General features: G+C 44.3%; 18 protein-coding genes. 7 read left to right on the top strand and 11 right to left on the bottom strand.

Going from position 1 to position 20853, the window contains the following annotated elements; all coding sequences use genetic code 11:
- Positions 1–145: 145 nt before the first annotated feature.
- Positions 146–1480, bottom strand: coding sequence for an MATE family efflux transporter (locus AACT19_RS20835; protein WP_054541948.1), 1335 nt, complete (start codon positions 1478–1480; stop codon positions 146–148).
- Positions 1481–1725: 245 nt separating this feature from the next.
- Positions 1726–2595, bottom strand: coding sequence for an AraC family transcriptional regulator (locus AACT19_RS20840; RefSeq protein WP_076648593.1), 870 nt, complete (start codon positions 2593–2595; stop codon positions 1726–1728).
- Between the two features lie 115 nt (positions 2596–2710).
- Here AACT19_RS20840 and AACT19_RS20845 point away from each other — a divergent pair, with 115 nt between their 5' ends.
- The 4 genes from AACT19_RS20845 (at position 2711) to AACT19_RS20860 (ending at position 6196) form a co-directional block, all read left to right on the top strand.
- Positions 2711–3859, top strand: coding sequence for an aminotransferase-like domain-containing protein (locus AACT19_RS20845; RefSeq protein ID WP_076648595.1), 1149 nt, complete (start codon positions 2711–2713; stop codon positions 3857–3859).
- Positions 3860–4171: 312 nt separating this feature from the next.
- Positions 4172–5161: an oxygen-dependent tRNA uridine(34) hydroxylase TrhO gene (gene trhO, locus AACT19_RS20850; RefSeq protein ID WP_017089989.1), complete on the top strand. Its 990-nt coding sequence runs from the start codon at positions 4172–4174 to the stop codon at positions 5159–5161.
- Between the two features lie 156 nt (positions 5162–5317).
- Positions 5318–5575 carry a YdcH family protein gene (locus tag AACT19_RS20855; protein ID WP_010432560.1) on the top strand — a complete coding sequence of 86 codons (258 nt, stop codon included), beginning with the start codon at positions 5318–5320 and terminating at the stop codon, positions 5573–5575.
- A 96-nt stretch (positions 5576–5671) separates the two neighbouring features.
- Entirely contained in the window at positions 5672–6196 is a 525-nt protein-coding gene (locus tag AACT19_RS20860) for a GNAT family N-acetyltransferase (RefSeq protein WP_076648597.1), read from the top strand.
- A 44-nt stretch (positions 6197–6240) separates the two neighbouring features.
- On the opposite strand, the gene AACT19_RS20865 is transcribed toward AACT19_RS20860, so the two are convergent.
- The 7 genes from AACT19_RS20865 to AACT19_RS20895 all read right to left on the bottom strand — a co-directional run bounded on the left by AACT19_RS20865 (position 6241) and on the right by AACT19_RS20895 (position 16622).
- Entirely contained in the window at positions 6241–9156 is a 2916-nt protein-coding gene (locus AACT19_RS20865) for an alkaline phosphatase family protein (RefSeq protein ID WP_076648599.1), read from the bottom strand.
- 202 nt (positions 9157–9358) lie between these two features.
- Complete coding sequence (gene manA, locus AACT19_RS20870; protein WP_076648601.1) at positions 9359–10564, bottom strand: mannose-6-phosphate isomerase, class I; 1206 nt, start codon at positions 10562–10564, stop codon at positions 9359–9361.
- Between the two features lie 267 nt (positions 10565–10831).
- Positions 10832–12172: an MFS transporter family glucose-6-phosphate receptor UhpC gene (gene uhpC / locus AACT19_RS20875; RefSeq protein WP_076648603.1), complete on the bottom strand. Its 1341-nt coding sequence runs from the start codon at positions 12170–12172 to the stop codon at positions 10832–10834.
- A gap of 8 nt (positions 12173–12180) precedes the next feature.
- Positions 12181–13677 carry a signal transduction histidine-protein kinase/phosphatase UhpB gene (gene uhpB, locus AACT19_RS20880; protein ID WP_032555425.1) on the bottom strand — a complete coding sequence of 499 codons (1497 nt, stop codon included), beginning with the start codon at positions 13675–13677 and terminating at the stop codon, positions 12181–12183.
- On the bottom strand, positions 13677–14285 hold the full coding sequence (gene uhpA / locus AACT19_RS20885) for a transcriptional regulator UhpA (RefSeq protein WP_004732761.1): 609 nt from the start codon (positions 14283–14285) through the stop codon (positions 13677–13679). The genes uhpB and uhpA overlap by 1 nt, the downstream gene beginning before the upstream one ends.
- Positions 14286–14487: 202 nt before the next feature.
- The gene (uhpT, locus tag AACT19_RS20890; protein WP_076648605.1) at positions 14488–15882 is read right to left on the bottom strand and encodes a hexose-6-phosphate:phosphate antiporter; all 1395 of its coding nucleotides are present in this window, start codon (positions 15880–15882) and stop codon (positions 14488–14490) included.
- A 401-nt stretch (positions 15883–16283) separates the two neighbouring features.
- Entirely contained in the window at positions 16284–16622 is a 339-nt protein-coding gene (locus AACT19_RS20895; protein WP_076648607.1) for a DUF1840 domain-containing protein, read from the bottom strand.
- A 352-nt stretch (positions 16623–16974) separates the two neighbouring features.
- Here AACT19_RS20895 and AACT19_RS20900 point away from each other — a divergent pair, with 352 nt between their 5' ends.
- A complete protein-coding gene (locus AACT19_RS20900) occupies positions 16975–18165 on the top strand; it encodes a GGDEF domain-containing protein (protein WP_050546407.1) in 1191 nt (396 codons plus the stop codon).
- Positions 18166–18193: 28 nt separating this feature from the next.
- Here the strand turns inward: AACT19_RS20900 and AACT19_RS20905 are convergent, their stop codons facing one another.
- Positions 18194–18475, bottom strand: coding sequence for a hypothetical protein (locus AACT19_RS20905; protein WP_029221923.1), 282 nt, complete (start codon positions 18473–18475; stop codon positions 18194–18196).
- A 177-nt stretch (positions 18476–18652) separates the two neighbouring features.
- Between AACT19_RS20905 and AACT19_RS20910 the strand changes: the two genes are divergently transcribed.
- On the top strand, positions 18653–19525 hold the full coding sequence (locus AACT19_RS20910) for a pirin family protein (protein WP_017092428.1): 873 nt from the start codon (positions 18653–18655) through the stop codon (positions 19523–19525).
- 243 nt (positions 19526–19768) lie between these two features.
- On the opposite strand, the gene ppnP is transcribed toward AACT19_RS20910, so the two are convergent.
- Entirely contained in the window at positions 19769–20050 is a 282-nt protein-coding gene (gene ppnP / locus AACT19_RS20915; protein WP_017089998.1) for a pyrimidine/purine nucleoside phosphorylase, read from the bottom strand.
- Positions 20051–20357: 307 nt separating this feature from the next.
- Here ppnP and AACT19_RS20920 point away from each other — a divergent pair, with 307 nt between their 5' ends.
- On the top strand, positions 20358–20822 hold the full coding sequence (locus AACT19_RS20920; RefSeq protein WP_076648609.1) for a DUF2850 domain-containing protein: 465 nt from the start codon (positions 20358–20360) through the stop codon (positions 20820–20822).
- The last annotated feature ends 31 nt before the right edge of the window (positions 20823–20853 follow it).

The raw sequence follows: 20853 nt of genomic DNA on the forward strand, positions 1-20853 counted from the left end.
ATGAAAAGCGAACATTGAACCGTATCGCATTTTATTTGCTGTTTGATTGACCATTTTTACTAGGTCATTAGATAGAAAAAGCGCCCTTAGCATAATGCTGTCAGGCGCTTTCAAAGCTACTGGCAAGAACGACTGTGTTTCTAACCTAATGACACGCCGCGGATGGACCTTCTATTGGAAGGCACTTCTGCTTAACTTGTGCGATAAACGGATACAAGAAGGCAATACGTCCAAGATAAAACAAGGTAAACGCCAACCACAAACCATGATTGCCCCACATATCGATTGATAATGCCTGTACCGCTAAGAAAACCAACAAAGTAGCGATGCTAGAGTCCCTAACCGGACGCGTGGTACCCGTTCCCGTAAAAATGCCGTAAACCGTTAAGCCAAAGCCAGACACCAGCGGGAACACAATCAACCACGGAGCCATCTCTTGATATAGAGCGACAAGCGTTGGAATATCGGTAAACAAGAAGACAATGCTGTCTTTGAATACCAAGGTGAGGAAGGTTAGTACGGCAATAAAGCTCGCCGTCCATTGGAAGTTAAGTCTTAATACACGATCCAACATTGAAGGGTTTTTCTGACCTACCGCTTTACCCGCGAACACACTCGATGCATTGGCAATACCGTCAAACATGTAACTGACAATGAAGGTCACCTGCATCAAGATCGCGTTAGCAGCCAGAACATCGGCACCCAGTTTAGAACCAGTACGCGCCATCATGTTGAAGAAAACTAAAATACAGATGGTACGAAGTAAGAGATCGGTATTTGAAGAGATGATTGTCGATAGGTCTTTCTTGGTCATCTTCGAACCTTGTAGGAACTCAGAGATCGAGATATTGCTGGTCTTAATCACCAGTGTCATACCAATAGCGAAAGTAGTGACTTGTGCAATCAAACTTGCGTAGGCCACACCCGCAACACCCAAGTCGAAATAAAGTACAAACACCGCATCCAATACAATGTTCAACACGTTACCAAACACTTGTGTGTAAAGAACTTCTTTGGCTTTCGCCTGCCCCATTAGCCAACCAATAATGGTGTAGTTGAGCAGTACAAAAGGTGCACCATAAATCAAAATACTGAAGTAGATGTGCGCGTGCTCAGCCACTTTCGCTTCAGGTTCTATCACCCACATCGCGCCTTGCCAGATGAGTGGTTGTATCAAGATAAAGATCAAACCCACCAAACCAGACAACACAAATGGACGCATCAAGCTGCCCGCTAAATCAGAACGATTCCCTTTGCCCAGTGCCATCGCACTTTGTCCCGTGGTACTAACACGGAAAAAACCAAACAGCCAATACATGGTGTTCATAATGATAGTGCCGATCGCCACGCCACCAATCAATTCAGCAATGCCAAGTTGGCCGATAACAGCAGTATCCACCGCACCTAACAAAGGCTGTGTCACCGTAGAGATGATGAAGGGGAAGGCGATTTTAAGATAATCTTTATGGGTAATGGTCATATATTCTAGCGAGTGATATTAAGAATTATTTGCAATTAGAACGGAATGCTATCGCTTAATCCGTACGTTGTCATCAATTACTGAGGTAAATTATCAACAAGCTTTCTCTTCATTACATCACCAACATAAGATGCCTTTCAGCCATTGAGTGAGCAAATTAGCCACAACAAATCAGTAAAGCCACGCTCGACAAAAAACAACAAAACCAATTACCGATCCAATTCATTAGTTAGCCTGATAAAGGCTCAGTAAAAACTCACAGGGAGGTAGAAATCAAGCTCAAACACTTCATCACTATTGAGAAAATGGTTCCGATGATAATGCACATACGCAGGAGTCGAACGTTGTTTGAAACCAGAAGCCGGCAACCATTTTTCCAATACCATACTGATCTGTGGTAGCAGCTCACCATAACGACCATTAAGTCGAAATACGGCATGCAAACCGCCTGGAATCACCATTTGGTTCACGACACTGCGATACTTAATCGGCTCATCAATCGCGATGCACGCTACATAACGACACTGATCCATTTCAACCCAAGCAGGGTTAGAGTGATGCAAGCCGAACTGACTCGAAAAATCACGCTGTTCAGAGTTCGCCCATGCTTTCAATATCAACCAAGCATTGCGAATGGATCGGTTATAGCCAGTATGTCGAACATAAGCTGCCATTCGGTCTGATACTTCAACAATTTTAGGTTCCGGCAACTCCCGCTGCGACACATTCAAATAGCCTGCCGCCACTTCGGGGTCTTTCAGGTAAGGTTTTTCTGCAATCTGTAAATCATGCTTACGCCATTCTCCGGGCGACATATTAAAGGTCGCTCTAAATGCTCGGCTAAACGAAGACACAGAGCTAAAGCCACATTTATGGGCGATCTCAACCACAGACGAGCTGGTATCGAACATCAATTGATTGGCCGCATACTCCATTCGAGTGCGTCGAATGTATTGATGCAACGACTCCCCAACCACACTTTTGAACGTGCGATGAAAGTGTTGCTCTGAATACGCAGCAATCTCAGAGAGCGCTTTTGCCGACAAAGGCTGACTGATGTCTTGGTGAATATAGAACAAAACATCATTGATTCGGGATATGTGTTGTCGTGACATCGTTCAAATAGCATAAATGGACATGTTTAAGAGCATAAACGGACACGCCAGTTTTTACAATTGCCGTGTAATATCAAGCGATAGAATAAAAACGATAAACGACGAGACACAACACATGGAAATCGCACAGTCATTACAACAGATTCAATCTTCATACATTCGAGAGATCCTCGCAGCCGCAAGCGATCCTAATGTTATTTCGTTGGCCGGTGGTTTACCCGATGCGAAAACATTCCCTATCGATTTAATGAAGCCTACGCTAGAAAACCTAGCGAACATGCCTGAAGTTTTCCAATACGGTTCGACCGCAGGTTATGGCCCGTTGCTTGATCACCTTACGCAAAGCTACCAATTGCCAGAGACTCACACAGCAATGATCTGTACCGGTTCTCAGCAAGGTTTGGATTTGATTGCGCGTGCGTATGTTGACCCGGGTGATGTAGTTGTGATGGAAGCGCCAAGCTACCTAGGTGCGATGCAGGTGTTTGGCTTAGTTCAAGCAAACATCGCTACCGTGTCTCAAACTGAATTTGGCCCGAACCTAGATGAACTGGAAACATGCTTTGCCGAGCAAGCGCCAAAAATGTTCTATGCCGTGCCTGATTTCCACAACCCAACCGGCGTGTGCTGGGCAACAGAAACTCGTCAAAAAGTGGCTGAGCTGTGTATCAAATACAATGTAGCCTTCATTGAAGATGCTCCATACCGTGAACTACGTTTCACTGGTACGGAACTGCCGTTGGTATCGTCTTTCTGCCCTGATAACTCTATCGTTCTTCGTTCATTCTCTAAGATTGCATCGCCAGGCCTACGTATTGGCGCGGTAACAGGCAAACGCAGCTACCTTGAGCCACTGATCAAAGTGAAGCAAGGCGCTGACTTGCACTCAAGTGTACCCATGCAAGCGCTGCTTGTCGGCCTTCTAAAACATGAAGACTTCAACGTACATATGGAAAACATTCGCACACTGTACAAGTCTCGTTATGAGGTGCTGTTCTCAGAACTAGAAAAACAACTGCCTGCAGATTGTGTGTTAAAAGCCGTAGATGGCGGGATGTTCATTTGGGTTGAGATCCCAGAGTGCGATACCTTCGAATTAGCTAAGACTTTGCTATCGAATGGCGTGGCGGTTGTACCAAGCCCAGTATTCTATCCAAAGGCCGATGAAGCAAAAGCCGCACTGCGCTTAAACTTCACTAACGCCAACCCAGAAGAGTTGACTGAAGCGGTGAAACGCTTAACGGAAGTACTGAACCAAGCGTAATCGCTGATTAAGTCAGACAGATTAATACCAAGGCCCTGCTGTATTTTTACAGCAGGGCCTTTTTGGTTTGGGAATACGTGTTGTAATTCGAGCCAGATAAAACGGTTTCATTGTATTTCTTAGTCCATAAACCACACAAATAGAAATGATAAATATCCCTACTTTTGGTTGGTTTTTGTCCTTCCTTGGCTTGGTTATACTGCGGCGGATTTTAATAAGCCAATATGGGCAAACCTGAGTAAATCAAATTCAGTATGTATCATAAAAGGCAACGCTCTGGATTTACGTTCCAGCTCGCAGAAAGGAAAAACCATGTCTCAATATGTTGTATGTGCTCTGTATAAATTCGTAGCACTTGATGATTACCAAGAAATTCGCCAGCCACTCACTGACGTGTTAGAAGCCAACCAAATCCGCGGTACTTTGCTACTTGCGAGTGAAGGTATCAACGGCACCGTTGCAGGTAAGCGCGAATCTATCGACGCTCTTCTTCAATGGTTCAAACAAGATTCTCGTTTGGCTGATGTTGTTTACAAAGAGTCATTCAACGAAGAACAACCATTCAACCGCACCAAGGTTAAGCTTAAGAAAGAGATCGTAACCATGGGCGTTGAGGGTATCGACCCACGCCACGTTGTCGGCACTTACGTGAAACCAAACGAATGGAACGCATTGATCTCTGATCCTGATGTGATTCTGGTTGATACTCGTAACGATTACGAAGTCGATATCGGTACATTCAAAAATGCTGTAAACCCAAACACAGAAACCTTCCGTGAATTCCCTCAATACGTTGAAGAAAATCTCGATCCTAAGAAACACAAAAAAGTCGCGATGTTCTGTACTGGCGGTATTCGTTGCGAAAAATCAACAGCCTACATGAAAGAACAAGGCTTTGATGAGGTTTACCACCTTGAAGGCGGCATTCTTAAGTACCTAGAAGAAGTACCAGAAGAAGAGAGCATGTGGGAAGGCGACTGCTACGTATTTGACGGTCGTGTTGCAGTAAACCACCAGCTAGAAAAGAGCGGTTACGATGTGTGTAACGCGTGTCGTTTGCCAATCACTGACGAAGACAAAGCCTCTGAACACTTCGAGAAAGGCGTAAGCTGCCCTAAGTGTATTGATAAGCACAGCGACGAGCAGAAAGCCCGTTTCCGCGAACGTGAAAAGCAAGTTCAACTGTCGAATGCTCGTGGCGAAACCCACGTAGGTGGCGAAGCCGCTCACCTTATCGATCAACGTAAGAAAGAAAAGCTAGCACACAAAGAGCAGCAACGCTCTGGTAAGAAAGCGAAGTAGTTTTTAGTATTACTAAAATAACAAAGGGCATCAGCGAATCCACAATGGAACGTTTATGCCCTTTTTTGATCCTGCTCTCGCTTTGTGTTTAAGAACACATTTATCTTCAAAAATAGACTCTATACTGAAGATAATTCGACTAGAGAGGAAGTGCCAATGCTCAATGAAAACCATGCCTTTATCTTAGATTTCCCAGATCTTAAATTAGACATTGTTCAGCTCAACCACGACGACGAAAAATTCAAAGCAGACATGCAGAAATACCACCAACTCGACTACGACATCCGTCAGCTAGAAATCTCTGGCAGCCCTATCGATGACGACAGCATGCACAACCTCAAAGTTGAACGCATGGCGCTAAAAGACTCGCTACACAAACAGCTCACGCGCCACCACGCACTTAAGATCGTATAGAAAAATCAGTCCAAGACTTTATTCTAAGCCATGCATCACGCATGGCTTTTTGGTTTCATCACATCGCAAATCTAAGCTAATTCGGCGCCTTCAATTATGTTACTGTTTGCTTATTCAAAGGCGTTTGATAAGGAAGCGGACACTGTGGCAAGACAAGAAGAGAATATACAATTCCAGCTCGTTTCAAATCATGAATTCGAAGAACTATTTGCGTGTGTGAAACAAGGTCTTTTCATACACGTAGATGACGTTTTCGGTTGGGATGATGACTTTCAGCGTCAACGCCTAATCAATGATTATCATCCCTCTTGGTTTCATTGGATATATCGCGAAAATGAGAGAGTAGGACTAGTCTGCTTTAAGCCTTATGACAACGCATTCCATATTCATCTGCTGATCATTTTCCCTCAAAACCAAGGCCGCTCACTTGGCAAGCAAGTCATGACTCTCATACATAAGAGAGCCACGGAAGAGCGACGTGAGCAAGTCACCTTGTCGAGCTTTAGAAGTAACACTCGCGCCATTAGCTTTTATCGTTCACTTGGCTACCGAGTTGTTCATGAAGGAGATGATGATTTTGTGGGATTGGCTCTCAACCTAGCTTACTCTCAGCCTCGCTAACCATAGAGAAAATACAGATAGCGAGTAGGTAGAGAGCGTTTACTTTAGCGCGCGCTTGAAATATCTAATTTCTCAATCAACGACGGAAACCCCCAACCGTTCTCGCCTTCGACCACAGGTTCTCCGGTCAAATACTCAAACAGCGTTGGCGCTAAAGATCCGTTAGCTTCGATTGTCAATTGCTGAGAGTTATCGCCAATTGGCGCTCCCCAGAATCCGATGAAAGCATCTTTCTCTAAGTAATCCTCACCGGCATGACGACCCGGCACCTTAGTGTTGTAGCCAATTCCCGCTTTAGGGAACAAGTTAACCGTGCCAGCCCTATCTTCAAGGTAGATCTTAGCCAGTTGATTCACTGAATCTGGTCGAAGTGTTGGCTGCGTCAATGAAGTCCACTCAGCACTGCTACACCACGTTGTCACATCCGCTTTAACCGCTCGGTTAATACACTTGTCGACCAATTGAGAATATTGTGAAAAATCAGCTTCGCTTGGTGATGCTAGGTATGGATTTAACCTTTGCGTATTGAGCAAAATCGGCGCTCGGTTATCTTCCAATGACTCATAGAAAAGCTTGTCACCTTCACGTGTGATCAATTCATCAACCCGTTTTAAATCACGGTTGCCAATCACACGAACAGCGCAACGTTGTTGATCACATATGCTTTCTCTTACGACCATATAATCAAGACTTTCAGGCAAGCGTTGCGCTATCTGATTAATGATGTCTATGTTCTGACCAGCTGGCGCTGCAATCGGAGACCACTGCGTGAGTTCTTGGTAAACCGGCTGAACCTGCCACCCTTGAGCCGAATTAAAGAAGTCCATCATGAAGTTACCACCGGCAGTCGAGGCGACCACCACATCCAATTCCTTCGAGCTTGGGTAGCTTAGAGCATTGGTGATTTTAGGCCCTTCACCCTCGTCTGAAGATATCTTCTTAACCACAATTGGATACTCTAGCTCTGCTTGTAAGCCTTCAAATACCTGCTTTTCGGGGTTAAGCGCGTAGAACACCGGCGTTAAACCATGATCCCCTGCCATGCCCCATAGCGTTTTATCGTAAACGTCGGCACTGCGGTAGGTCGCTTCAATCTGGCGAATCCAATAGTCCAGTCGGTTAAGCTCTCCAGTCGGCATCAGAATTTCGTCACTAAAAGGACCGGTAAAGTGCGCGAAGTGATCCGGCCATGGGTTATAAACCAAGGTGTAGTCTGGCATCCCTTTTCCATCTAACTCGGCAAACTGAGTGATCGACTGTTTAACCTGAGCTCTCTTTGAAAACTTAGTGAAAAAATCAAAGCCAGATATAGACTGATACGCCTCAATATCTTCAATCAAGGCTTGACGCTTTTCTTGCAAAACCACTTCGACTTCTGAACGTTCTTGAAGCTCTTTAACGCAGCGTTTCTCACCATAATCACGCAGTGACTCACCCAAACCTAGGTTTACCAGCCCGTCGTAAGTCGTGTGAGCATTCCAATCGTATTGGGCGTTGCAGTTCAACGTTTTCAGGTAATCAAGGCGATCAAACATGGTTTGCACCTTGTTGTTTGCCATCAACACATCCAGCTGTAGGGCATCATTACCGAAGAAGTAATACGCTCGGTCGATCTCTCGGTCGACAAAGTGGAAATTAGGGATACCCGTACCACCATCACCAGACACTTTTGCGCCCGTTTTAATGATCGGTAGGTTGCGTACGCTGATCGTCGGAGTAGAAGAGATACCCACTCGGCTTATATTATTTCGATTCTCTTGATAGAGTTTTTTGAAGAACGGAAGATAATTCGGATCACGGTAGGTTTGTTCAGACAGAACCTCCATGAACCTCACCTGCTGTTGATGCTCAGGCTCAATCACCGTTTCTAGCTTAGGTTTGTATTGCGCTCGGTTTTTATGATTTTGGTAAGCAACCGAAATGAAAGGTGAATCTTCATCGACCAAGCCTTCGATCAACCCCTGCTGTAAACCATCGACAGTCACTTGGACCGCAAAACGTTTGTTCTGTTGGGATTCTAAGAACTGAATGAGCGCATCAGGCTGGTCACTGAACGCTTGCTGCATCCAATCATCGAGCGCTTCTGCACGTTCTTCTTTAAACACAAACTGTCGGTAAGCTTTAAGCAAGTTTAAGCGCACAAAATCAATGAGAGTGATAGTAAGAGCTTGTGCTTTGTTATTCGGCTTATCAGCGTTTTCTGGTTTACCATCTTCTGCAATCGCCAACATTGCAGACTTCATGTCGCCGTCATCCATTCCCAGTGCCGCTTTACCGATCAAATCAACAATGATCGGTTGAATCTGAGCGATGATCGCTAGATCTTCAGGGCTATTGGTTAAGTATGTGTAATTCGCAGGGAGCGTGTCCATATCCTGCCAAACACCAATTTCGAATAACGCATCGTAGATAACCACCATGTTGGCAATGAACTGTTCATCGATACGAATACCTTCATGATGTCCCGTTGCTTCAGTCGAGGTATCTGGCTCGTGATGCTCTGAGGTTGGCTTATCTCCAACATGATAAAGGCTATGTTCAAAGCCCTTTAGCGCCTGCTTATCATAAACTGTCGACAAGTAAGATTTGAACACATCTTCACTGCCCAAGCCTGAATAGCGGTCGTAATAACTATAGAGAAAATAACCCAGAGGAATTGAGTACGTCGGGTTAGATAACTGAGCAACGACTCTGGCTTTTGTTTTGACATCTAAAGGGAGAGCGAGAATATACGCATCTAATGTAACGCCACCAATCGTGAAAAGAGCTGCATCACGAGTGAGTTTGGCAGAATAACTTAGGCTTGAAAGCACCTGATTTTTCAACACTTCACTGGAGCTAAACACGCCACCAATGACGGGCGTTGTTGATATATCAGCGGCGCTCGGAGCTGACGCAACCGCCAACGATAAGACACTGAATAAACTGGCGTAACTGCGAACGTGAGAATAAGAGCTCATCAAATTTCCTTTAGATCAACACACTTCTATAAATGCGACTTATTGTTTCAGTTTGCATTTATTAGTCAACCTATGAAAACGTTTGTTTTCTGATTCTAAGAGCTCTTATTGTTATGAAATGTTCATTCTTACTAATATCTCTACGACTTTACCGCATACCCAAAACCCGAAAGCTTTCTAATGTTAGACGACAGCTATTCCCCTAATTAAACGCCCTAGCAACTCGGCCCTCACTACTCAATTCATAATGACCAATATAGGCTGGGATAAATACCGATTGCCCTTTAGTAAGGGTTAAATGCTCACCTTTCTGACTCATTAACGTTAAATCATCGTCTATCGCCATTAAAATTTCAGCACCGCTTGTGATGACTTCTTCTTGATGAGGGCGATGAAAGATATTGAAATCAAAATCACTGACAGGAATATCATAACTATCACATTGACCCAGTTTTGAGGGCGCTAACAACAAGCGTTCGAACGGAATTGGCGTAAACTCTGTGCAGGCGACCAACTCAGCGACATCAATGTGTTTTGGCGTTAAACCAGCACGTAGCACGTTGTCTGAATTTGCCATGATCTCGAGCCCGGTTCCCTTGATGTAAGCATGCGGAGTGTTCGCATTCAAATACATCGCTTCACCTGGCTTTAGTGTGATCAAGTTAAGCAGCAGAACACAAAATAGTCCGATATCGTTCGGGTACTGATGGCTAAGCTCAGTAACCAAAGCAAACTCAGCTTGGTCTTGATGAGATGCTGCGTAAGTCAGAAGTTGCTCTAATGCTCGGTGTTTACGTTGGTCATTCAACGTTAGCAGATCTCGGAAAAATGCTTCTAAGCCTAGAGAATCAAGGTGGTTGCCAAACTCTTCAACCAAACCAGCCAGTTCGCTCGAATCCAACTTTTTGAACAGACCTAATATTTCCTCGAACTCTCGAAAGCCATTCATCGCTTGGTATTCAGTGATCGCATAAACCAATTCAGGTTTGTGGTTCGAGTCTTTGTAGTTACGATGCCCTGCGGTCAGAGGAATGCTTGCCTGTTCCTCTCTCGCAAAGCCAATTTCAGCTTGGCGCTTGTTTGGGTGAACCTGAACAGACAACGCTTTTTCTGCTGCCAAGATCTTAAACAAGAACGGTAGCTCACCGAACTCCTGCGCAATATCGCTTGATAGATAGGCCGGTTTATTCTTGTTAATCAGCTCAGAGAGTGGCACTAAATGCTGGTCAAGCTTAACCATTGAGCAACCCTTCGGATGCGCTCCCATCCAAACTTCCGCTTGCGGCTCTTGTGACTCATTCTCAAAGCCAAACAGTTCACGTATCGAAGAAATGCTCCCCCATGCATAATTTTGGATGGTGTTTTCCATTGGGAAAAATGAGTGTTCTGAGAAGTGGCTGAGTGACATGGCGTTTTCCGTAGTGAGCCCTTTGAACACAATTCAGAGAGCTGATTTCTAATAACGTAAATAATTAGAAAGACTACAGAGAGCAGCTAGAACCCACATGAGATGAGGTCTTAGACGCAATAGGAAAAATTCTTAGAAACAGGTGAGATCGATGAAAAGCGTGAAAAGAGTCACATTTGAATGCTACGTATAAAAAACGCTGAAGATAGGATAGCTGCACAATAACCAGAGGACTATTAGCAGCTATCTTATTGACGAAGAAGCCCCTTAAAAGCCAGAGCGAACCTCTGCACTTTTCTGAGGTGATTGAGCTTGTAGGAAAGGCAGTAGCAGTAACCCGATGACCGCAGCACAAGTAGAGATGGTAATGAAGAACCCACTCCAGCCATAAGTTTCTAGAACGAGCGCTAATGGGTAACCAGAGAGAGCTGCACCCATGTAAGCAAACAAGCCCACAAAGCCGGTTGCCGCCCCGGCAGAGTCTTTATGCGAGCACTCGGCCGCCGCCATGCCAATAAGCATTTGAGGACCAAAAACAAAAAAGCCGACACAAAACAGCCCAGCCGCTTGAAACACAAAATTGGTTAAAGGCATCAACCACAATGCAGAAACTGAAAGAAATATGCCGATGGCAAACAAAATATTCATTGGACCGCGGTTGCCACCAAACAGCCTATCCGAGCCCCACCCAGCAACAAGTGAACCAACGAAACCGCCAATCTCAAACAGAGACAAGGCAGCGTTGGCGTTTATCAAACTGTAATTGTGTTCTTCGGTTAAGTATAAGTTACCCCAGTCGTTGACCGCCGTTCTTACGATGTAAACCAGCACATAGCTAAAGGCGAGCAACCAAATGTACTTATTGCTGAACACATAGGTTTTCAATATTTCTCGATAGCTTAACCCTTGTCCATGGTTCTCTTGCGCCAACTCTAGATGGTCACTGCGCCACTTCCCTACCGTCGGGAGTCCCATGGTGGTGGGCTTGTCACGTAAGCGCCAGCAAACGATAAGACCGATAAATACACCAATCACACCCGGCCAGATAAACCCAGCCCGCCAACTGAATTGCAGCGTTAGATAACCCACGAGAATAGGAATTAGCGCCCCACCAACGTTGTGTGCTGTATTCCATATAGCCCAGCGAAAGCCTCTTTCGGAGCGAGAATACCAAGTCGTCAATAACTTGGAACACGATGGCCAGCCCCAACCTTGGAACCACGCATTAAGCACCCAAAGCGAGATAAAAGCCGCCAACGAACTAGAAAAACCAAACGCGATATTGATCAAACCTGTCGCGATTAGGCCGAGCCCCATGAAGTAACGCGGGTTCGACCGATCCGATATCGTGCCTGATATAAATTTCGATAAGCCATAAGAAAGATAAAAGAGCGTGCCAATTAAGCCGATATCGCCTTTGTCCAAACCAAGGTCGGTGATCATGGCTGGCGCGGCATAATTAAAGGTTTTACGAGTGAAGTAAAAACCTGCGTAGCCGACATACATTCCTATCATGATATGAAGGCGCCAGTAGCGATAACTCTGATTGATCTCATCATCATTTAGAGCATCACTTTTTGACGTTGTTGAGCGCAGAAATCCAAACATATTCGTTCTCACACTTTAGGTAATGTAACGCTGATATTGGTACCCGAAGATGAGCCATTAGCGTTGATTGTCATCTTGCCACCGAGCGCCTGAACACGCTCTTGCATACCACGAACCCCCATTCCTTTGAGAAGGTCCTGCGCTGTAAAACCAACGCCATTGTCTGAGATCCGAAGATAAGCCTGATCATTTAGAATCAGTTCAATTCTGATTTCGCTCGCGTTGGCGTATTTAGAGGCATTGTTTAGAGATTCTTGGCACAGCCTGAAGATAGTGACCTTGAGCGTGTCACTCAAACACGAGTAATCACCTTGCCAATTTAACTGGATATCAACGCCGTGATCCGAAAACTCCATCTCTCGAATAAGCTGTTCCACGGAATCTTTTAGGTCAAGATCGTCCAACATCTTAGGTCTTAGTTTTGTAAGTAGGCGTTTGGTGGTGTCATAAACATTCAAAGACAATGACTCAATCGTCCCCGCACAGCGAACGCTCATCTCAGCCGCATCGACACGTTTAATAATGCTTGCCTGCGTACGAATTGCCGTGATGTTTTGGCCAATTTCATCATGCAGCTCACGCGCAATATCACGACGAACCGACTCTTCAGCTGTTATTAGCTGGCGTGAAAGGTTTTGGTTTCTGGAAAGCTCGCTTCGCAATTTGGAGTTGAGATCTTTCTGCTTTTGAACCGCAAGGCCCAGCAATATACCGGTAATAGTTTGAGCCGATAGAGACAAGAGTAAGTCGGTAATTTCGAGTTTGGACGTTCCGCTATGAGCAGCAATCAGCGCAACACTGTTTAACAGGGTCGCCAGTAAAGCGCCTTGCCATCCGTAACGTACGGCCAGCAAGATAATAGGGATCGCCATACAAAATGGGGCGAAGCGCCTTAGTTCATCAGGCAAGCTGGTTTGTATCAAAATACTGGCCACCAGCAACACACTGTATAAAGCGATGTGACGGATTTTGAACTCTACAACATTATGGATTAAGTAAGAGCTCAGTGGCGCCCACTTATTTTGGAATAGATAGTTCCAGACCAGATAACACATAGGTACCAGCATCAATCCACCCGTGATACTCGCTAACCACACCATGTAAACGGCTGGAACATGAGAACCCACCACGGCAACGTTAATTAATGCGGTAACCATGATTAAGCTCGCCATCACTAACAAGTGACGATTTTGATCACCATAGTAATAACGCTTGGCAAATAGAGTGGCAGGAATACTTAATCCACTGGCGACTAGTATGGTCAGCCATTGGGGTTCATCAAGCAATAACGCTAACGCGATCGCAAGTCCCCACTCTGCAATATAGATAGCAGGCCAATAGTGAGTGCGAGTGTGCAGCGTCATTCCCAATCGAAGTGAGAATGGGAAAAGCAGAATGGCTAACTCAGGGTCATTAATAAAATAGAAGGCAATAACCCATAAACAAAACCATGCACAGCCAGCCATAAAAACCCCACATAGTGAAGTGGCTAGATAGGAGCGCATTAGTACTGATCTTGAGTGAACAATTTAGCTAACTCAACGTTGTTCTTAACATTGAGTTTGTCCATCGCATTGGCACGGTGTACATGCACCGTTTTATGACTAACCCCTAGCTCAACGGCGATAGATTTCACATCGAGCCCTGTTGCCAATAACTGACACACTTCGCTTTCTCGGCGGGTGAGTTGGTTTAAAGAGGCTTTATTCTTCATTGGTGTCGCAAGCTTTATAGCGATATCGGGCGTGAGATAACAGCCACCGTTTGCGCTCGTATGTACGGCTTGGATTAACTCATCTGGGCTACAGCGCTTACTGAGGTAGCCTTTAGCTCCTAACTCTAATGACTTCTCAACCATTGCCGGAGAGTCATGTACGCTCAGCATGATACTGGCAATGCCTGATGGAATTTCTTCCAATAAGCTCAAGCCACTTTCATCCTGCATTGAAATATCCAAGATAACGACATCAGGGTGACAACTTGGCAATCCGAGGCGCGCTTCTGCCGCAGAGTTAAATTCACCCACGACCGTAATATCAGTTTCAAGACTGAGTAATTGAGCAAAGCCCGAACGAACAATGACGTGGTCATCAACAAGCGCAACATTAATCATGATATTAACCAGAATTAAGAGTAAGAAAGAAAAATAGCCCCGACAGGAGCTATTTAATATTAAGTTTATTGATAGAGATGATACTGAATCGAACTAGCGATTGGTATGATCTCACGTGCTTTAATCCGATAAAGTACGTGAGACTATCTACCCGAAACTGTGTTTGCGAAAACAAGTCTGCAAAAAAAGCACACCAGACTCGCTAGGCGTTTTGAGCCGCTAGGTGCATCTTCTTCGCGTGACGAATTTTCTTCTCTTCCGCAACCGCAACGAATAGCAATAACACGATACAAATGGCAGCTGACGTATCGAGTGCTGCGAATGTCCCTTTCCAACCCGTTAAGCCAAAAATTGGCGTTCCATCCGCAATCATACCTAGGCCAAGTTTGGCAAAGCTGTCACCAATTAGGTAAGCAAATGTGCCTTTCACGCCGTCAGCAACACTGATTGCTTTCTTAGGTACAAAACCTACCGCAGCAACACCAATCAACAGTTGAGGACCGAACACTAGGAAGCCCAGTACGAATAGTGACGCTAGGTACATGAACTCACTCGTTGCATTTTGGTAGAACTCTAGAGAGACAATAATCAATCCAAGCGATACACAAGCAACTAAAGCACGACGTCCGTTCGCAAGGTCAGAGAGATAACCCCACATTAACGTACCGACCAACGCACCTACTTCAAACAGAGTGAAACCAGAAATCGCCGTTTCCTTTGATAGACCTAGCTCTTGATACGCGTAAACGGTAGACCATTGATCGATACCGATACGAACAATGTATAAAAAGATATTCGCGAAGCAGAGTAACCAGATCACTTTGTTTTTAAGAATGTACTCAACAAAGATCTCTTTTTTGGTCATTTGATTTTCTTCAGCAACTGTATCTTCTTCGCTGATTTCTTCATCAAACAACTCTTCGACTGTACCTAAGCCGTATGCTTCTGGAGAGTCGTTACCAAAGCGCATACCAATAAAACCAACCACAATCGCGATGATAGATGGGAAAACGAACATACCAATTACGTTGCCATCAAATAGGTAGTTCGCACCAAACAGAGCAACACCAGCAGCACCCGCACCACCCACGTTGTGCGACATATTCCAAAGACCTAAATATGAACCACGCTTATTGCGAGGCGTCCATTTAGTGATGGTTGAGTAACTTGAAGGGCCACCCGTACTTTGGAAAAAACCACTCAATGCGTAGAAGGCAACCATCATGAATAAGCTAGCGCTGCCGCCACCCATACTGAAGCTGAAGCCCAACATGGCAATACCAGAAAGGACAAGCATGAATGGCAGGAACTGTTTGGTATTTTTACCATCGGCGTAATAGGAAACGACGGTTTTACCAATACCATAAGTAATTGAGAAACCAAGACCGATAAGACCTAGATCCGTCATTGATAACCCATAAGTAGAAATCATGTCGTTTTGCGCGACATTGAAGTTCTTACGGATCAAATACATGGTTAGATAACCAATGAACACGACTAGGTAAGATTGTAGGAAGGGTTTAAACCACATTTTTCTTCTGGTTTCGACCGGAAGATCCAGTGTCGGTTTTCGAACCTGATCTAGGAACTTTAACATTGTGAACTCTCTTATTATTTATGAGGTCTGCACGGCATAATTGCGACCATGCATTCTTTGTTAGTTGACCGTGAAATAATAAGGAGTCTAAAAATCGACCGCATGAGAGAGGGTCTTAGAATAACTAGGAAAAATTCCTAGTTCAGAATTGGGAGTCAAGAAAGCGTGAACAGCATCACTTTGTTTACGGTCTGTTATGTATTGATATTACGATAACAAAAGTAACTCATTTCAAGGCTGATGAACTTTGTAAACGAACAGACACAAGCGAAACACTTCGCATAAAAAAGCGCCAGTGTCGATTCATCACCATCAAACTCCATGACATGATCAATACTGGCTCAACATTCATTCCTATTAAAATAGATTCGATAGGCTTGTTACGTTTTGCGCGAATCGAACTACAGTCGTTTACCGCTGCCGTCTTCCCACATAACTTCGCACTCTTCTTTGATAGCAGCTTTCAACAGTTCAACCAACGGAAAAGCTCGGCTACCGATATTAACAGGCGCTTCAACAACCTCTTCTTCATTGTCGTCATCCGCATTTTCTTGCTCTACCGGTTTGCTCTGCTCAGCGGCGATCGCAGCACGTAAGTTGTTTAGTGCTTGAGGGACCGCTGAAGCATCAATTACTCCTGGGATCGCACCACTATGTCCAAGCATCTTAATGAACTGAAGACCTACCTCACCAAACATCGTGACGCTAGCATGAGCCTTGCAACTAAAGGTAATTAACATAATGAGCCTCTATCAAATTTAGGTATCTATAAACATTTAGCTATCTACAAGCATTTAGCCATATACAAACTATGTTGAGTAAATCATTGGAAAGCAAGTAGATAATAACTAAATCGCTTTTGCCAAATCGAACCTTGATTATCCTCACGCTCGGACAAGCTTGCGCCGTCAGTGATACACATCACTATTTATTATTGGTTGATTGCTTTTTAATATAAAACCTTGATAGCAATCACACTAAATAGCCATCTAAACCTCTGCGTAGCTTATTATTTAATCTACTATTAACTCCATTATCAAAATCTTTGGCACAAATCACATGAAAAGGCTGGTCGGCAGACACCTAGAAGAAATGGCGGACATACGATCCACCCGCAAGCAAAAAATTGTCCACTCCTTTTCACTGACTGCCGCTGCGTTATTCATTTTCTACACTTGGGCTTACTTCCAAGGCCAACATTACACACTGTCGGTTTTCGAATTGTGTTTTGCACTGATCGCTATCTCCAATGCATTTTACGTAAGAAAAGTCATTAACCCTGAGTATTCAGAATTGATCCTGAGCGGTGTTTTACTGGTTCAAGGGGTCATCCTATTTTTGTACAGTCACGCCATTCCTGACCGAATTCTTTGGCTCTACCCTATTCTGGCGGCGGTGATTTTTATCAATGACTTCAGAATTGGAATCATCTTTAGCACCTCATTTTGTTTGTTTATCAGCACCTTGATTACGGCAATGCCCAATAACTTTTCTCTGCCATTTAACAGCACACATCGGTTTATTCTTAGCCTGTTTACTATGAGCTTGGTGTGTCACACATCCGCTTATTACTACACAAAAGCCGTCAGTTATATCCAACGTCTTTATAAAGAAGGCATTGAAGATCTCGCCTACAGAGACCAACTTACCGGATTGGCAAACCGTTGGAGCTTTGAGCGCTGGGCGGTGGAAAAGCTTGCGACAGTGGATAGTGAGCGATCACTTACGGCATTGGTCTTTTTAGATATTGATGACTTTAAAGGCATTAACGACAGCTACGGGCACGACGTAGGAGACAGTGTCTTACAGCACTTTGCCAATCGCTTGAGTAACAACATTCGAACCAGAGACAGAAAAAGCCATGAATACGACTATTCGATTGCGCGCTTTGCTGGCGACGAGTTTGTTTTGATGCTCTACGATGTACCAACTCGTAAAGATCTAGACGGTATTTTAGATAGGATTTGTGGGTTATTCGAAAGTGGTTGCCAGACAAACGAGAGAATCAAGGAATTGACGCTCAGTGTTGGGGTGTCTTTGTATCCGCAAGATGCTCAAGAGCTACATGAACTGACGAGATGTGCTGATAAAGCGATGTATGTTGCCAAGCATTCAGGAAAAAACCGATACGCTTATTATCACGACAATCCAGTATCGACATTGATCGAAGAGCTACCGACGAACCTAACCTTCTCAGAATCGGATTCATCTGAGCTTGAAGATTGTCTTGAAGCAAAAGTCGAAGGGAACAATGTTACGCTGTTAAAAACGCGTCAACGTTAACCATTAATATCGCTGACTGCTAAACGCACTAACCTGCCATGTACATAAGCCATAGGCTCACTAACCCGATCACAATCATCCATACGACTTGTCGTGTTCGGTTTGGGTTATTGCCTCTAGGTCTCACTACCGTTTTAAAAGCAGCTTGCTTAGCCGACTGAATAAACGGTGCTTCGATCGCGCGCTTTTTCACGCGACGTTTAACCGCGCTGTTCGCAACCTCGGTAAAACGCTGCCCTTGCTCCGTTGTAAAGTCGTTATCAAAGCCCATCCGACCTTGCCTTTCGCCATGTTTTTGCTGTACTGCCATAGCGGCCTCCTTGGCGGTCTACTCTATATTGAGTATAGACATAATTTCATATTGTTACCTGTTCAAAATTATTGTTACCTGTTCAAAATTTTCGAATAAGTCACTCAACGCTATGCCATCTTCTTTTAAAATCAAATTACATAAACTACAGCTATTCAAGTTTATGAGGATTTCAAAATGACGAGTGTAAGAACAGTAGATCATGTGATTGCAGCACATGCCACCTCCGATGGTGATGGCGTCAAAATCCAAAGACTCGCTGGCTTCAATAACACGCGTTTCTCTCCATTTTTGATGATTGATGAACTTAAGTCGGATGAAAGTAAAGACTATGTTGGAGGCTTTCCTCCGCACCCTCACCGTGGTATAGAAACGCTCACTTACATGCTCCAAGGTCACTTTCAACACAAAGACCACATGGGGAATGTTGGAGAGCTACGCAGCGGTGGCGCACAGTGGATGGCCGCGGGTCGTGGTGTTATTCACAGCGAAATGCCAATGATGGAAGAAGGCGCACTGCATGGCTTTCAGATTTGGATAAATCAGCCTGCGTCACACAAAATGCTGCCCGCGCAATATCACGACTTCCAGAGTGAAAGCATTACAGAACACCAAAGTGAACAACGTGGTTTATTGAGAGTGATAGCCGGTGGGTTTGAACTGCATAACCAAACTAACGATGATTCAGAGGCTTTACGAGCGCAAGGTCCATTGCAGAAAACAGGTGTGCCATTAAGCGTTGCGGATTGGCGCTCTCATGCTGGGCAAAAAGTGACGTTAGGGACTAATGTTAATCACAATGCCATGACTTATGTGTACCGAGGCAGCATTAAGATCGGCGACAAAGTGATCAAGCAAGGTCAGCTTGCCCTGCTCACCAAAGCTGAATGGCTTTCTTTAGACAGCTTAGAAGATTCAGGTGTACTGGTTTTTTCTGGTGAACCGATTAATGAACCTGTTGTGCACTATGGTCCGTTCGTCATGAATTCAATGGAAGAGATTGAACAGACGATTCAGGATTACAACAACGGCGTATTTGAGACTTACTGATTTACAGATGTCTGTCTTTGAGCTTTTAGCTTTTAGCTTTTAGCTTTGAATTGAAGTTGAAGATTGAAGATTGAAGATATTTTGCAACGAACAACGATTTGGTCATCCATTTGATGACTGCAAAAACAAGTGACACTATCCACTGCCGGTTACTATCACTTATTTAACCACGCTCCTAGAGCGTGGTTTTTTTCTATTAAATCAGAGACAAACGATTCCCTGATTAAACGAATTTAAAGCGAGTTACAGATATTCACACAGGTAAGCTGTCGCTTCTTTTACCTGTAAGTCGAATGAAGAATCACCCGCAACGTCAAAAGACTCACCAGATTGGTATGTCGTCCAGTCATCATCGCCAACACGCTTTACAATTAAAGCACCTTTAACAACGGTCATCTTTTCTGGAGCCGCAGTACCGAACGTGTATTCGCCAGCCGCCATCACACCAACACTCACATCAGCACCAGCTTGGTTAAACGCTAACGACTTAACGCCACCTTCAAAGTATGTGTTTTCTTTAATCATTGTACTTCCTTGTTATCTCAAAATTGCAATTATTGGACTCAACGAATGAGCCTATGCGTAAATCTAGGTGATAATTGTTTTAACCAATTCGAGACTGTCCTACAAGAAATAAATACGCATAGCTTAGGCATTTCTTGAATTCGCTTTCATTGATAACGTAAATACCAAGGAATCAGGCAAAAAATCGCCAACGCAACCAAATTTATTGGAACATTCGATCCTGCTTCTAACTCTTATAACAATTTTTGCAAACTAAAGTTTTAGTTAATAGAATCTAAAACAATATCAGTGGGAAAATGAAGAAATAATGGCAAAAAAGTCGATCAAAAGCAGAGATTTATTTGCCAACTCGTTACTCTACAGCTTCCTATTAGCTGGTTTTATGATTGCCCTCACCGCGGGCTATTTTGCTTACCAAGCCCACCAACAATCTGTCAGCCCAAGCAATGTCTATGGCACATGGATAGAGATTGCAGCACCACCTTACAATACTGATACCCTGACACTTTCAGATAATGGTGTGATGATGAATCATCGCCTCATTGCTACCTCGTTTGATTTTGATGGCAAGATTGTCACGATCAGCACTGGCTCTGGAACCACCGTTTACACCATCAGTGGCACTTACGATTCTCCTCGCTTGAAGCGACTAGAGCCAAGCGTACCATCTCAGCAATTTATTAAAGAAGGCTACGAGGATACTGCAGCTGGTGATACCCACAGTGTTATGCAACAAAGGCGCGCTTCCTTAACAGAGCAATTCAAAAGATAATCCCCTTCTCAGTCTTCTTCAGTCATCTAAA

The organism is Vibrio sp. 10N.222.47.A9, assembly GCF_963872585.1.
Classification (GTDB): domain Bacteria; phylum Pseudomonadota; class Gammaproteobacteria; order Enterobacterales; family Vibrionaceae; genus Vibrio; species Vibrio splendidus.